Genomic DNA, 13636 nt, shown 5'->3' with positions numbered 1-13636 from the left:
CATGCCCACGATCGCTCCCCGAGTTCAACTTCGCTACGGGGATACGGTCCTCGACGCCGGGTCGGGCGGCGTTTTCGAACATCGCAATCCCTATACCGGCGAGGTTCAGGCGCGAATTCCCTTGGCCGGTGCGGACGAAATCGATGCGGCCGTCGAATTGGCTGCCGCACAGGCGGATTCGTGGCGGCGCTGGACGCCCGAAGCACGGCGCGATGTGCTGACGCGCTTCGCCGACCTGTTGACCGAACACCGTCAGGATTTCGTCGATCTGCAAGCGCTCGACGGCGGTACGCCACTGCACTTCGGGCGGCGGATCATCGACAACTCGATCAGTTGGGCGCGCTATTACGCCGGATGGTGTGACAAGTTGTCCGGCGAACTGATCTCGACACTCGATACCCGCGAGTACTTCTCCTACACCGCACCCGAGCCGTACGGCGTCGTGGGCATCATCGTCACCTGGAACGGACCGGTCATCTCCCTCGGCATGAAGGTGGTACCGGCGCTGGCGGCCGGAAACTGCGTCGTGGTGAAACCATCGGAGTTCACTCCATTCTCCCCTGATCTGTTCGCGCAGCTGCTGCGGGAAGCCGGTGTGCCGCAAGGAGTTTGCACCATCCTCACCGGTGGTCCGGCGGCCGGAGCCGCCCTGGTTCGGCATCCGAAGGTGGCGAAGGTGAGTTTCACCGGCGGGCCCATCGCGGCGCGCCAGATCATGCACGCGTGTGCCGAGCAGCTCAAACCCGCGGTGCTGGAGTTGGGCGGTAAGACCGCGAGCCTGGTGTTCCCGGACGCCGGAGACCTGGAGGCCGTGGCCAACCGTGCCGTGCGCGACTGCATCGGAGTACTGGCGGGCCAAGGCTGCGCCGTACCGAGCCGGCTGATCGTGCACGAGGACATCTACGACGAGATGGTCGAACGGGTAACCGCCATCGCGGCCACCTACAAGGTGGGCGATCCGTTCGATCCGGAGGTCGAGGTCGGACCGCTCATCAATGCCGCCGCCGTCGAGCGGGTGTGCGGCATGCTCGACCGCGTCCGGCGTGACGGCGCTGGCCGAATCGTGCTGGGCGGCAACAAGGCAGGCGGCGATCTCGCGGATAAGAACTTCGTGGAGCCGACGATCATCGTCGATACCGATCCCGACCACGAGATCGCGCAGACCGAGATCTTCGGCCCGGTACTGCTGATCTTCAAGTTCTCGACCGATGACGAGGCGGTCGCGTTGGCCAACAGCACGCCCTACGGGCTCGGCGCGAATATCCAGTCGACGAATCTCACCCGGGTGCACCGACTGGCCGAGCGGCTGAGCGCGGGCGGCGTCTATGTCAATGGCGCGCGCCAGAACCTGCCGCATACGCCCTTCGGCGGCGTCGGGATCAGTGGTTACGGCCGGGAAGGCGGACGGGCCGGGATCGATGAATTCCTGCGATACAAGACGGTTTCCATCATCGAGGCGCAGTGATCCGAAGGCGCCGGGGCAACCCGGCCCCCTTTTCGAATATCTCAAGCCGCGGTGGCGTCACCGAGATAGCCGCGCAGCAGTTCGCCACCGGCCAGGTCGGCGGCACCCGACCAGGCGATCCGCCCGCGCTGCAGGATGAGGCACTGGTCGGCGAAAGCCAGTGCGCGACTGGCGAACTGCTCGATCATGAGCACCGCGACACCGGCCGCTCTGGCCCGCTGCAGGCTCTCGAAAACCACGTCGACCATCTTCGGCGCCAGGCCGAGCGACATCTCGTCGGCGATCACCAACCGCGGTTCGACCATCAGCGCCCTGGCCAGCGACAGCATCTGCTGTTCACCGCCGGACAGAGTGCCCGCGGCCTGGCGCTGCCGTTGCCGCAGCACGGGAAAGATCTCGAAGGCATGATCGATGGCCGCGGCTCTGCGCCGCCGGTCGGCCGCGGTGGCCATGCGCAGATTCTCCAGCACGGTCAGGGTCGGGAATACGCCGCGCCCTTCGGGCAGATGCACCAGGCCCGCGCGCCGGATCCGGTCCGGCGTCGCGCCGGTGATGTCGCGGCCGTCGAGTTCGACGGTCCCGTCCACCGGTGTGACGAGCCCGGATAGCGCCCTGGCCAGGGTGCTTTTTCCGGAACCGTTCGGCCCGAGCACGGCGAGCGCGCTGTTCGGGTGCACATCGAAGCTCACACCTTGCAGTGCCTGCGCGGCGCCGTAGCGGACGTTCAGGTCGCGGACGGCGAGCAAGGCAGACGTGGTGGTCATGCCGAGGTCCTTTCCTCGTCGGGGCCCGCGCCCAGGTACGCGGCGCGCACGGCCGGATCCACGCGGACCTCGGCCGGGGTTCCTTCGCTGATCTTGACGCCGAAGTCGAGCACATGGACGACATCGCTGAGCCCGAGCACCAGATCGACATCGTGCTCGACCAGTAGCAGCGATACACCATGGTCGGCCACTACACGGGTGAATGTGCCCGCGAGCTCATCGGTTTCGCGTGCGTCCAGTCCCGACGACGGCTCGTCGAGCAATAGCACATTCGGATCGACGGCCAGTGCCCTGGCGATCTCGACGAGCCGACTGGTGCCGAGCGGCAGCCCGGCCACCGGCAGATCGGCGTGCCCGGTCAGCTGCAGTGCGGCGAGGATCTCGTCGACCCGCCGGTCCTCGTCGGCGGGGGCGCGGCGGAAACCGCCCGCCGTCACGAGGTCGGTCCACATCCGGCTGCGGGCGTGCCGGAGCCGGTAACCGAGCACCACGTGTTCGCGGACGGTGAGTCCGGGGAACAGTTCCGGATGCTGGAAGGTGCGGGCGAGGCCGCGCCGGGCCCGCGACTGCGCACTCGCCTTGGTGACGTCGTGACCGTCCATCAGGACGGCGCCGGCGCTCGGTTTCAACAGTCCGGACAGCACCGCGAACAAGGTGCTCTTACCCGCGCCGTTGGGGCCGACGAGACCGACGATGGAAGCGGGTGGGACCTGGAGGTCGACGTCGTTGAGGGCGACGAGTCCACCGAAGCGGACGGTCACCCCCTTGGCCTCGATCCGCGGTGGGGTCGGTTCGGTGCTCATGCCAGGTCTCCCGGGGTCAGCTGTGGTTCCTCGACACGCTCGCGGGATTGCTCCGCAGCTGGTGTCGTCTCAGAACCCGTTGTCGCCTTTGATATTTCGGAGCTATCGACGGACTGTCGGCGCTGCCACCAACGAATGACATCGTCGAGTTGCCGCGCGTGCATCGCGACGATCCCGTCCGGATTGCGGGCGAGCATGATCGCACCGAAGCCGAACATGATGACCGGGATCTCGGCCCAACTCGTCGGCAGGTAGGTCTGGAACACGCTGGGCAACACCGCGAAGGCCACCCCCGCGACCAGCGCGCCCATGATCGACCGTGAGCCCAGAGTGACCAGGACGGCCAGCCAGACCAGACCGGTGAACGCGTTGAACGAATCGGGCAGTGCCGACTGGTAATTCAGCGCGAGGAAGCCGCCGCCGATCGCCGCGACGAACGTCGCGAGAGCGGATACCAGCACCTTGATCGGAAGAATGCTCAGGCCCAGCGTGCGCGAGCCGGGTTCGCTCCACCGGACCGCGGTTACCGCGAGTCCCGCGGTCGAACGCCGTAGATTGACCACGAGCAGACCGAGCCCGACGAACACCACCAGGGCGAGCAGAGCGAATGTCGCGTTGTCCGCGGCCCATTCGGGGCGCGGCATATAGATACCCTGGCCGGAGTTGTAGAACCGGTCCCGCATGAAGATCAGGTTCTGGACGAGCAGGCCGAAGGTCAGCGTGACCAGGGCGACGTACAGGTTGCCGAGGCGGATGGTGAGCAAGCCGAGGATCACCCCGATCGGCACGATGCACAGCGCGCTGACCAGGACCGCCACGAGCGGCGACCACCCGGAATTGGTGGTCAGATCGGCCGCGAAGATGGCACCCAAACCCGCGAAAGTGATCTGACACAGCCAGATCATCCCGCCCTCACCGGTCACCAGTGTGAACGACAGCAGCGCGATCGCGAGCGCGATACCCGCACCGACCAGACCGGCCCAGAAGTCCTCGAGAACCAGGGGCAGTACCGCGACGATGAGCAACGTCACCACGGCTGCGACGAGTGCGGCCGTCGGTCGGGTCCGCCCGGTGCGTGACCCGCCCGAACTACCGGTCGCTCCGGCATCGGCGGTGCGGATCGCGCGATCGAGCGCGCCGCCCGCCGTGGTATCGCCCGCCTGTCCACGCACCGCGTAGTACAGCAGGAAGACCAGCATGAACATGAACGGGATGCTCGGCACGATCTGCGCCGAGAACGGGCTCTGCGGGTCGAGGTAACGCTGGATGACGTTGGTGACCACACCCATGGCGAGCGCGACCGAGACGGCCATCGGCAGACTGCGCAGTCGCGCCGCGACCACCGCCGCGAAGGCGGCCGACATCAATGAGGTCATGCCCTCGACCGTGAGTCCCGCGGTAGGTGCGACGAGCATACCCGCGAGCCCGGCTAACAGTGCACTGAATGACCACACGCCGAGCGACACCCGGGTCGGGCTGACGCCGGACATTGCGGTCAGCGCCTCGGAGTCGACCAAGGCCCGAACTCGCAGGCCTATATCGGTATACCGGAGCAGCCCGGTGCCGACGAGCAGAACCACCGCCAGACCCGTGTAGGTGATCACCTGGTTCATATCGACGACCGCCCCGAACACGTGGAAAATCCGCAGCGGTTGGGGAGCAAGGCCGGGGGCCGTGGTGTTCACCAGGTGCCCCAGCACCAGGTTGACCAGCGGTGGCAATGCGACCGAAAGGCCGATCGTCGCGACGATCTTGACCAGCGGTGAACGCAGTCGCAGGTAACGGAAAAGCAGCACGTAGAGCGCGATGCCGAGAGCCGGGCCGAACAGCCCGATCGCGACGACGGCCGCGAGCGGAATCGACCACCCGTGTTCGACGTGCAGGAAGTAGTAGAAGCGGGCGACGGCGAAGGCCATGGCACCGAAGGCGAAGTTGAAAACGCCTGAGGAAACGTAGGTCACGACCAGCGATGCCGCGGCGATTGCGTAGATCGCGCCGAGGGCTAGCCCGGCAAGAACGTAGGAGAGCAACGGTGGGGCCCCTAACCAGTTCGACGCTCTGAAGGTATGGGTAAGAGTGCGCTAATAGTGGGTCACCGTCAAGGATTTTGTCCGGATTCTTGGTGAAAACCGGATACAAAGGGCACTGAATATGCTCAACTGTAGCCCTCGCAGCCGTCCGGGCATCGAAGCCGGACCGGCGATAGCTAGAGGAGTGCAGATGCGCAGAGTCGGTGCGATCGCGGCATGGGTATGCGCCGCAATGTTTTTGGTTCCCGCGTGCGGCAGCGGTGGCTCCGGCGGCGCGGGCAATACCAGTGGTCCGGTCAAGGTGGGTGTGCTGACCTCGCTCAGCGGCGCCGCGACCGCCAACTACGCAGGTACCGAACCCGGAGTGAAAGCCCGCTTCGCCGCATACCAGGCGGCGAACGGGAAGTGCGCGGCACGCGGCTTCGACGTCGTCATGGGTGATGACCAGTCCACACCGCAGGGCGCATTGACCGCGGCGCAGAAGTTGGTGCAGCAGGATCACGCCTACGCGGTGCTGCCGGTGAGCACGTACTTCTACGGCGCGGGGCAGTACGCGGGGACCCTGGCGAGCGAGACGCCGTTCCTCGGCGCGGGCTTCGATGGCGGTGAGCAGTGGTTCAACCCGAAGTACGACAACCTCTTCGCCGCGACGGCGGGTACCGACTACAACAAGACCGCGACGACACTGGGTGACTACTGGAAGAAGATCGGCGGAACCAAGGTCGCCGTCCTCTCCTACAACACTCCGAGTGCCACGAAGTCGGCGGAAGGCGCGGCGCTCTCGGCCGAGCACGTGGGGCTCGCGCGCGGTTATGTCAACATCCGCATCCCGTTCGGCACCACCGATGTCGGCCCATATGTCCTCGGTATCAAGGAATCCGGTGCCGATGTACTCTACGCGCCGGTTATTCCGGATACCGGATTCGCGCTCATGACAGGTCTGCGCCAGGCCGGGGTCGAGATGAAGTCCGTACTGCTGGCCACCGGCTACGGTGCGGATCTGCTGAAGTCGCCGCCGGCGATCGCGGCGGGCCAGGGCGTCGGCTTCATGACCTCCTTCGCACCGACGGAAATGAATACCGAAGCGACCCGGGCATTTTCGGCGGCACTGAAGCAGTATGCGGGCTCGGAGAGCGGTATCCCGTCCTTCTCGATGGCGGTGGGCTGGGTCAGCGCCGACCTGCTGATCGAGGGGCTCGAGAAGGCCGGTTGCAACGCAAGCCAGGAACAGTTGATGTCCGCGCTGCGTACCGATAAGACCTGGACCGCCGGTGGATTGTTCCCGAAGCCCGCCGATTTCGAGAACCGCGGCTCCTATTCGGTCGGCTCCCCGGGCAACTGCACCTTCATCTCGATCCTGCGTGGCGACAAGTTCGTGCCCGACACGAACGGGGCACCGGCCTGCGGCGAGCAGATCCCGGATCTGAAGGTCGTGCCGAAGTAGACGTCCCTCCACATCGAAGTCCGAGGGATCCGAAAGAAAGAGAACACAGATGAGGAAGATCGCAGCCGCCAGTGTGTTACTGGCATCCGCGCTCGCTGTAACCGCACAGGCCGGGGTGGCCGCACCACAGGCCGAGGACCCGGGCGTCAAATACGCGACGAAGGTTACCGACAAATCCACGATCATCACCACCGACGCTGGTTCGATGGCCGTGGAAGACGGGGTATTCAAGATCAAGGCCGCCAATGGGGTAACCCTCGGCGGCGCCGAATTGGCTTTCCGGGTGGACGATTTCGTCTTCCCCATCGCCGCGGAGATCACCGATCGCACCGCCACACTTACCCCGCAGTTCGACGTTGAACACGCGGTGTACAAGCCGGTCGCCCTACCCTATGAGGACCAGGCCCCCTGGAAGACCCAGTACGACCGGGAACAGGCCGCGTTCGGCCGGATGATCAGCACCATCACTGCGGGTTCCACGATCGGCACCATGGTCGGTGGCATCGCGGGCGGGGCCATCGGCTGTGTCCTGGGCGGAATCGCCAGCGCCACCGTCGCCTCGGCGACGATCGTCGGTTTGTTCGGCGCGTTCATACCCGCCGCGGCCATCGGCTGTATCGGCGGGATCGTGGCCATCGGTGCGCTGGGCACCCTGGCCGGACAGCTCCTGGTAACCGCGCCGGTCGCGATCATGGCGGCAATCCAGTACTTCACCACGATCAACTCCCCGATGCCCGCCCCGAAGTAACCGAATCGCCGAAGACCTGACAGGGACGCCCGCATCGCTACGGCGAGCACTCTGGCCGCCACAACCATAGTGCTCGCCTGATCGATGAACACCGATCAGTGCGATCGGCGTAGACAAGAGCCCCGTACCTCGCAAGACGAGGTACGGGGCTCTTGATGTCAGCGGCGCTCGATCACAGTGGAAGGTTTGTCGCACAGTTACTTTCGATTGGTCCGAGCCGCGAATCGGCGCGCCACGTCCACCACATCCGAGCGCCAGCGCAACTTCGCCCGCGCCTCCAACGCCAGGGCATGGGCCAGGCTGGTGCCTTCACCGTCGGCAAGCAGTTCGAGTGTCCCCGCGACGGCATCCGGGTGGGCGAGGCGAATCAAATCCGCTAGCTCCCAAGCTCGGTCGAGCAACCGATCGTGTGGGACGACCTCGTTCACCAGTCCCGCGGCCAACGCCCGTGCCGCATCGATCCGCTCCCCCGTCAGCATCATCTGACGCGCCAGCCGCACACCCACCGCGCGGGGCAGCAGTGCGCTCATCCCCCACCCCGACGGCAATCCGATCGCGGCGTGCGTGTCGGCGAAACTCGCATGTTCCGAGGCGATCAGGAATGAACACGACAGCGCCAATTCCAGTGCGCCCGTGTAGCACAACCCGTTGATAACGCCGAGTACCGGTGTACGGGCCGCCCGAACCACCGCCGCCGGATCGGTGCGCGCCCCGCGCGGTGATCCGGCGCCATTGCCCAGCGCCTCCTTCAGGTCGATGCCCGCGGAGAATGCCGGATCGGTTCCCGTGAGCACGACCAACCGGGTCGCCACATCGGCATCGGCGGCGCGCATCGCCGCAATCAACCCCCGGCGCATTGTGATCGTCATGGCGTTGCGCACCCGCGGCCGGTCCAGGGTCACCCACAGCACGCCGTCCACCCAGCGGCAGTCCAATCCCTCTGTACTCAACTCCTCGGCGTTCAGCCCACCAGCACCCGACCCACCAGCGTCCAACCCACCAACACCCAACCCACCAGCACCCAACCCACCAACACCCAACCCACCAACACCCAACCCACCAGCGTCCAACCCACCAACACCCAACCCACCAGTGTCCAACCGACCGGCGCCCGACCCACTACCATCCAGCCCACCGGCACCTACCCCAGGGGCGTTCGGCGCTTCGACGCCCGGCTCCGCAGCATTCCGCCCCGCAGCGCCCGGCCCGTGAGCGTCCGACCCCGCAGCGCCAAGTCCTTCGTCCGGCCTCTCGATCATGGCCGTTCAGACCGTCAGGACCAGTGCCGACCCCATGCCGCCGCCCGCGCACATCGCCGCGACCGCGGTACCGCCGCCGCGACGGCGCAATTCATGGGCCAGGGTCACCACCATCCGGGTGCCGGTGGTCGCGATCGGATGGCCGAGGCTGCAACCGCTGCCGAACGGGTTGACCCGCTCGGGATCCAGGCCCAATCCCCGCACGGCGGCCACGGTCACCGATGCGAAGGCCTCGTTGATCTCGAACAGATCGACCTCGCCGATGCCGATCCCGGCCCGGTCCAACGCCTTTCGGATCGCCTCGATCGGCGCGAGGCCGGTGCGCACCGGATCGACGCCGACGCTCGCCCACGACCGCACCGTGGCCAATGGTGTGAGCCCGTGTTCGGCGGCAAGTTCGGAACTGGCGACGACCACCGCGGCCGCACCGTCGTTCAAACCGCTGGAGTTACCGGCGGTGATCGAGAAGCCCTCGATCTCCGGATGCAGCGGCTCGAGCCCCGCGAGTTTCGCCATGCTGGAGCCTCGGCGCGGATGTTCGTCGATATCGAAGACCGACACCCCGCCGTCCCGATCAGTGACCTTGACCGGGACGATCTCGTCGCGGAACCGGCCGGCGTCGATGGCCGCGACGGCCCGCTCGTGCGACCCGAGGGCCCAGGCGTCCATCTCCTCCCGGGACACCCCGGCCAGCCGCGCCGTATTCCAACCGACGAGCATCGCCATATCGTTGCTCGGCGCCTCGGGCGTCGACACGTGTGACGGCGAGCTCCACGGGTCTTGCCAGTCGTCGGTACCGGGAATCCGCCGCCGCGAAACGGGAGCGGTCGAGAACGACTGGGTCCCACCGGCGATCACCGCGCGATCCATCCCGGCCAGCACGCTCCCGGCGGCGGTCGCGATACTCGCCAATCCGGAGGCGCAGTGCCGGTTGTGCGCCAAGCCGGGAACATGCGTGAGCCCGGCTTCGATCGCGGCATACCGGGCGATATCGCCGCCACCGGCCACCGATTCGCCGAGCACGACGTCATCGATCAGCTCCGGCGGCACACCGCTGCGTTGCGCCGCCTCCCGGACAACGACGGTGGCGAGATCGAAGGCGCTGGTGTCGCGCAGGGTGCCCTTGCGGGCGGTGCCGATGGCGGTACGGCAGGCGGAGAGCAAAACGGCATCAGTCATGTAATTCGTTGTACTCTATTACCGCGCTGCCTGAAAGATGCGAGGCGAAAAGCGTGGTGAATCTCGACTCGAGATGTAAAAAAGGATACCTTCGCAATGACGTTTATGTCTTCGGCATCAGGTGGTGACTGATGAACTTCGAGCTCAGCGACGAGCAGACGATGCTGTGCGCTGCCTCGCGCGACCTATTGTCGGACCGGGCGCCGATCGAGGCGTTACGGAGCTGGATGGAGCGCGACGAAGACGTCGACCCCCAGCTGTGGCGGCTCACCGCCGACCTCGGTTGGCCCGGCCTGGCGCTACCCGAGGAGTACGGCGGTGCGGGCCAGGGGCTGGTCGAGCTGACACTGGTCGCCGAGGAGATCGGGCGCGGGCTCGCACGCGGCCCGTTCATCTCGACCGCCGTCGTCGGTGCCGCGATCGCCGCTGCGGGTCCACCCGCACTGCGGGCCGAGGTGCTGCCCGCCCTTGCCGAGGGATCCGGTTGGGCCACTTGGGCTTTCGCGGAACCGCGGGCACCGTGGACCCTGGACGGGGTGCACACCGAGGCCCGCAGCGACGGGGACGAGTTCATTCTCGATGGGGTCAAGACCGCGGTGCAGGATGCGGGCGGCGCACGCTGGCTGCTGGTGACCGCACGGCACGAAGGCGTTCCGGCATCATTTCTCGTCGACCGGGACAGTGCCGGGGTCACCGTGCGGCGTCAGCAGGTCCTGGATCTGACGCGCGCGTTCTACGAGGTCCGGCTCGAGCAGGTGCGCGTCCCGGTCGAGCGCCGCCTCGAGGTCGGGGCCGCCGAGGTGCAATGGCTGCTCGACTACGCCTCGGTGCTGCGATGTGCCGATGCCCTCGGGGTCATGGCACGCATGCTCGAACTCACCGTCGAATACACCGAGGCCCGCGTGCAGTTCGGGCGGCCGATCGGCACCTTCCAGGCCGTCAAGCACGCCTGCGCCGATATGGCGATCTTCGTGCACGGCGCGCGCGCCGCCACCTACTACGCGGCGATGGCCGCCGAGGCCGACGATGCCACGCGCGCGGCCTGCGTCGCGGCCTCCTATACCTCGTCCGCCGCTGGGGAGGTAACGGCCCGCGCCCTGCAATTACACGGTGGCATCGGCTTCACCTGGGAGCACGACCTGCATCTCTACCTGCGCCGAGCCGAGACCGACGCCGTCCTCTACGGCGGCGTCACCGTCCATCGGGACCGGCTGTGCACCCTGCTGCAACAGTCCCCCGCATCCGTCTGAACGAGAAGGAATTCCATGGAAATCAAGGGTAAGAAGGTCGTGGTATTCGGCGGCGCCTCCGGTATGGGCCGGGCCAGTGCCGAACTGCTCGCGGCGCGTGGCGCCGATGTCGCCGTGCTGGACCGTCCGGGTACGGCGGGGGCCGAGGTCGCCGCCGCAGTCGGCGCCGGCTTCCACCCCGTCGACATCACCGACTTCGCGGCGACCGAGCAGGCACTCGCCGAAGCCGTGGATTCCCTTGGCGGACTGCATGTCTCGATCACCACGGCGGGCGGCGGCAAGGCCAAGCGCACGCTCGGCAAGGAAGGTCCGCACGACCTCGAGACCTTCCGTCAGGTGCTGGACCTCAATGCCGTCGCGACCTTCAATATCAGCAGGCTCGCGGCGGCGCATATGAGCCGCAACGAACCGGAGGATCCCGAGGAAACCGGCGAACGCGGCGTCATCATCAACACCTCCTCGATCGCGGCCTTCGAGGGTCAGATCGGTCAGGTCGCCTACACCGCCGCCAAAGCCGCCATCGCGGGCATGTGCCTGACCATGGCCCGTGACCTCGGCTCCCTCGGCATTCGGGTACTCGCCATCGCGCCCAGCCTGTTCGAAACCGGTATAACGGCCAAAATCCCGGACGAGGCGCGGGCGCAGTTGGTCAAGGACGCCGCCTTCCCCAAACGGCTCGGCCGTCCCGAGGAGTACGCCAAACTCGCCCTCGCCATCATCGACAACCCGATGCTGAACGGCCAGTGCCTGCGTCTCGATGCGGGCCAGCGGTTCGCTCCGAAGTAGTCGCGGTTTTCGAACGCGAAAGTTCAAGTCGGGCATCGCATTACGGTGCCCTGTTCGAAGGAGGGACGCGATGTCCGAACATGAGGGCAAAATCGCGATCATCACCGGAGGCGGCCGCGGCTTCGGTAAGGCATTCGGCACCGCATTGTCGGAACTGGGCGCGCACGTCGTGCTCGCCGATATCGACGGCGAGGTCGCCGCATCCGCAGCCGCGGAACTCATCGCGCAGGGCCGCGATGCGACCGGCGTGGCCTGCGATGTCGCCGACGAGGACGGCGTCGCCGCGATGATCGAGGCGGTCGCCGAACGCCACGGCGGTATCGACATCCTGGTCAACAATGCGGGCCTGCACGCCGCGTACAACAGGCCGTTCACCGAACTCGGCCTGGCCAAGGTCCGGCGGGTGTTCGATGTCAATGTCATGGGCGTGGTCAACTGCACGCTGGCGGCGCACAAGGCGATGACCGGGCGCGAGGGCGCGTCGATCGTCAATATCTCGTCGTCGGCGGCCTACGCCAACCGAACCGTCTACGGCGTCTCCAAACTCGCCGTGCGCGGCCTGACCATGTCCTTCGCCCGCGAATTCGCCCCCGACGGCATCCGTGTCAACGCGATCGCACCGGGCCTGATCTTCACCGAGACCATTCGCGCCGAACTCGCTCGCGACGAGGCCGAACGCGTCATGGGTCAGCAGATTCTGCAGCGCGAGGGCGAGGAGCGCGACATCGTCGAGGCGCTGCTCTACCTGGTCTCATCGAAGGCGTCCTTCGTCACCGGCGAAACACTACGTGTGACAGGCGGTTTCGCACTCTCGGTCTGACGCCGCGCCGAACTCTCCCGCGCACAACAACTGAGGCCGGGTATCGCGATGGGAATTGCGATACCCGGCCGCGCGCAGCTTCCGGTGCAGGCGCACTCGTCATCGGTCGAGATGAACGGTACCTACCCGTAGAGCGCTGCCGGTTTCGTGCAACCCGCACGAAACCGGCAGCCTCCGGAGTTATGCGGTCGCAGGCTCCGCCTCGACAGCTTCCTTCGCGGCGAGTTCGGCTTCCTCGCCCTTGATCGCCTTCAGCAGTACCAGCGGCGTCGCGACCTTCCAGACGAGGTAGGCGATCGCCGGAATGCCCTGGGCCAGAATGCCATTCCACGCGAACGGGCCGGTCTTGTTCAGGAAGACGAAGGCGCCCGAGATGAGCAGGACACCCAGGAGCATGCTCAGGTGCGCGTACCAGCGCGGGAAAATCGGCTTGTCGCGCTGGTCGAAGTAGGAAGTGAACCCGATCGACCAGACCTGCAGGACGAAAATACAGGCGTTGCCCACATACATCAGCCAGAAGATGTCGGTCATCGCGGACAGGACATCAGGGGAATGGCTTTCCGGCCGATATGCGGCGGCGGCCAGAATCGCCAAAGGGTAGAAGAAACCGGTCGGCGCGACGACGCCGGTGGTCAGCTGAACCATCGACAGCCAGCCCCAGCCGCCCTCGACTCGCTTCATCTGCATGCTGGTCGCGACGACGTATGGATATTCGAATGGCACGGTCAGTACCATGATGGCCACACACAGCAGAATCCCGTGCTGATGCTCGACCAGGAAGTCGCGAATCTCATTCGCGGACATCGTCGGACTCATGGGCGATAGCAAGTCGCCGACACCGTAGGCGGTCAGCATCAGTACGAGAACCAGGAATCCGCTCCACGCCGACCAGCGCTGTAATCTGAAATAGATTGATTTTTTCAACGGATCTCCTTCGATCTCTGCACTCATCGCCAGCAATTCCGTCCCGAGGACGAAAGCTCCCCTAGTGTGATGACCCGCACACTCGACCGTCGGCGAACTTCCGCAGAGCGGGACGGCCGCACAGCCGCCCCATCGCCGGCTCCGCGTATTCCCGTTCAGCGGCA

13 protein-coding genes are annotated in these 13636 nt (G+C 66.3%); 6 read left to right on the top strand and 7 right to left on the bottom strand.

All coding sequences use genetic code 11. The features are described 5' to 3' along the window. Position 1: 1 nt before the first annotated feature. Complete coding sequence (locus tag ACQPYR_RS13750; RefSeq protein ID WP_433632009.1) at positions 2-1465, top strand: aldehyde dehydrogenase family protein; 1464 nt, start codon at positions 2-4, stop codon at positions 1463-1465. Positions 1466-1506: 41 nt separating this feature from the next. Here the strand turns inward: ACQPYR_RS13750 and ACQPYR_RS13745 are convergent, their stop codons facing one another. From ACQPYR_RS13745 to ACQPYR_RS13735, 3 genes are read right to left on the bottom strand one after another with little or no spacing between them, the layout of a single operon-like run. Beyond that, positions 1507-2229 (bottom strand): ABC transporter ATP-binding protein, encoded by a 723-nt coding sequence (locus ACQPYR_RS13745; RefSeq protein WP_433632006.1) that lies wholly within the window; start codon positions 2227-2229, stop codon positions 1507-1509. Further along, positions 2226-3032 carry an ABC transporter ATP-binding protein gene (locus tag ACQPYR_RS13740; protein ID WP_433632004.1) on the bottom strand — a complete coding sequence of 269 codons (807 nt, stop codon included), beginning with the start codon at positions 3030-3032 and terminating at the stop codon, positions 2226-2228. The genes ACQPYR_RS13745 and ACQPYR_RS13740 overlap by 4 nt, the downstream gene beginning before the upstream one ends. Then, complete coding sequence (locus ACQPYR_RS13735) at positions 3029-5062, bottom strand: ABC transporter permease (RefSeq protein ID WP_433632002.1); 2034 nt, start codon at positions 5060-5062, stop codon at positions 3029-3031. The genes ACQPYR_RS13740 and ACQPYR_RS13735 overlap by 4 nt, the downstream gene beginning before the upstream one ends. A 190-nt stretch (positions 5063-5252) precedes the next feature. On the opposite strand from ACQPYR_RS13735, the gene ACQPYR_RS13730 reads away from it, so the two are divergent. Beyond that, positions 5253-6506, top strand: coding sequence for an ABC transporter substrate-binding protein (locus tag ACQPYR_RS13730; protein WP_433631999.1), 1254 nt, complete (start codon positions 5253-5255; stop codon positions 6504-6506). A 49-nt stretch (positions 6507-6555) separates the two neighbouring features. Next, positions 6556-7254, top strand: a complete 699-nt coding sequence (locus ACQPYR_RS13725) for a hypothetical protein (RefSeq protein ID WP_433631996.1) — start codon at positions 6556-6558, stop codon at positions 7252-7254. 197 nt (positions 7255-7451) lie between these two features. On the opposite strand, the gene ACQPYR_RS13720 is transcribed toward ACQPYR_RS13725, so the two are convergent. The 3 genes from ACQPYR_RS13720 to ACQPYR_RS13710 form a co-directional block, all read right to left on the bottom strand. Continuing rightward, positions 7452-8204: an enoyl-CoA hydratase-related protein gene (locus ACQPYR_RS13720; RefSeq protein ID WP_433631993.1), complete on the bottom strand. Its 753-nt coding sequence runs from the start codon at positions 8202-8204 to the stop codon at positions 7452-7454. 11 nt (positions 8205-8215) lie between these two features. Then, positions 8216-8380 carry a hypothetical protein gene (locus tag ACQPYR_RS13715; RefSeq protein ID WP_433631991.1) on the bottom strand — a complete coding sequence of 55 codons (165 nt, stop codon included), beginning with the start codon at positions 8378-8380 and terminating at the stop codon, positions 8216-8218. A gap of 139 nt (positions 8381-8519) precedes the next feature. Continuing rightward, positions 8520-9692 carry a thiolase family protein gene (locus ACQPYR_RS13710; RefSeq protein ID WP_433631988.1) on the bottom strand — a complete coding sequence of 391 codons (1173 nt, stop codon included), beginning with the start codon at positions 9690-9692 and terminating at the stop codon, positions 8520-8522. Positions 9693-9823: 131 nt separating this feature from the next. Here ACQPYR_RS13710 and ACQPYR_RS13705 point away from each other — a divergent pair, with 131 nt between their 5' ends. The 3 genes from ACQPYR_RS13705 to ACQPYR_RS13695 all read left to right on the top strand — a co-directional run bounded on the left by ACQPYR_RS13705 (position 9824) and on the right by ACQPYR_RS13695 (position 12548). After that, a complete protein-coding gene (locus ACQPYR_RS13705; protein ID WP_433631986.1) occupies positions 9824-10942 on the top strand; it encodes an acyl-CoA dehydrogenase family protein in 1119 nt (372 codons plus the stop codon). 15 nt (positions 10943-10957) lie between these two features. After that, on the top strand, positions 10958-11728 hold the full coding sequence (locus tag ACQPYR_RS13700) for an SDR family NAD(P)-dependent oxidoreductase (RefSeq protein WP_433631984.1): 771 nt from the start codon (positions 10958-10960) through the stop codon (positions 11726-11728). 70 nt (positions 11729-11798) lie between these two features. Next, entirely contained in the window at positions 11799-12548 is a 750-nt protein-coding gene (locus tag ACQPYR_RS13695) for an SDR family NAD(P)-dependent oxidoreductase (RefSeq protein ID WP_433631981.1), read from the top strand. Between the two features lie 180 nt (positions 12549-12728). Here the strand turns inward: ACQPYR_RS13695 and ACQPYR_RS13690 are convergent, their stop codons facing one another. Continuing rightward, positions 12729-13472 carry a hypothetical protein gene (locus tag ACQPYR_RS13690; protein ID WP_433631978.1) on the bottom strand — a complete coding sequence of 248 codons (744 nt, stop codon included), beginning with the start codon at positions 13470-13472 and terminating at the stop codon, positions 12729-12731. Positions 13473-13636 lie beyond the last annotated feature (164 nt).

Origin of the sequence: Nocardia sp. CA-120079, assembly GCF_050955745.1 — a bacterium.
Classification (GTDB): Bacteria; Actinomycetota; Actinomycetes; order Mycobacteriales; family Mycobacteriaceae; genus Nocardia.
This window is presented reverse-complemented; position numbering and strand designations above follow the sequence as displayed.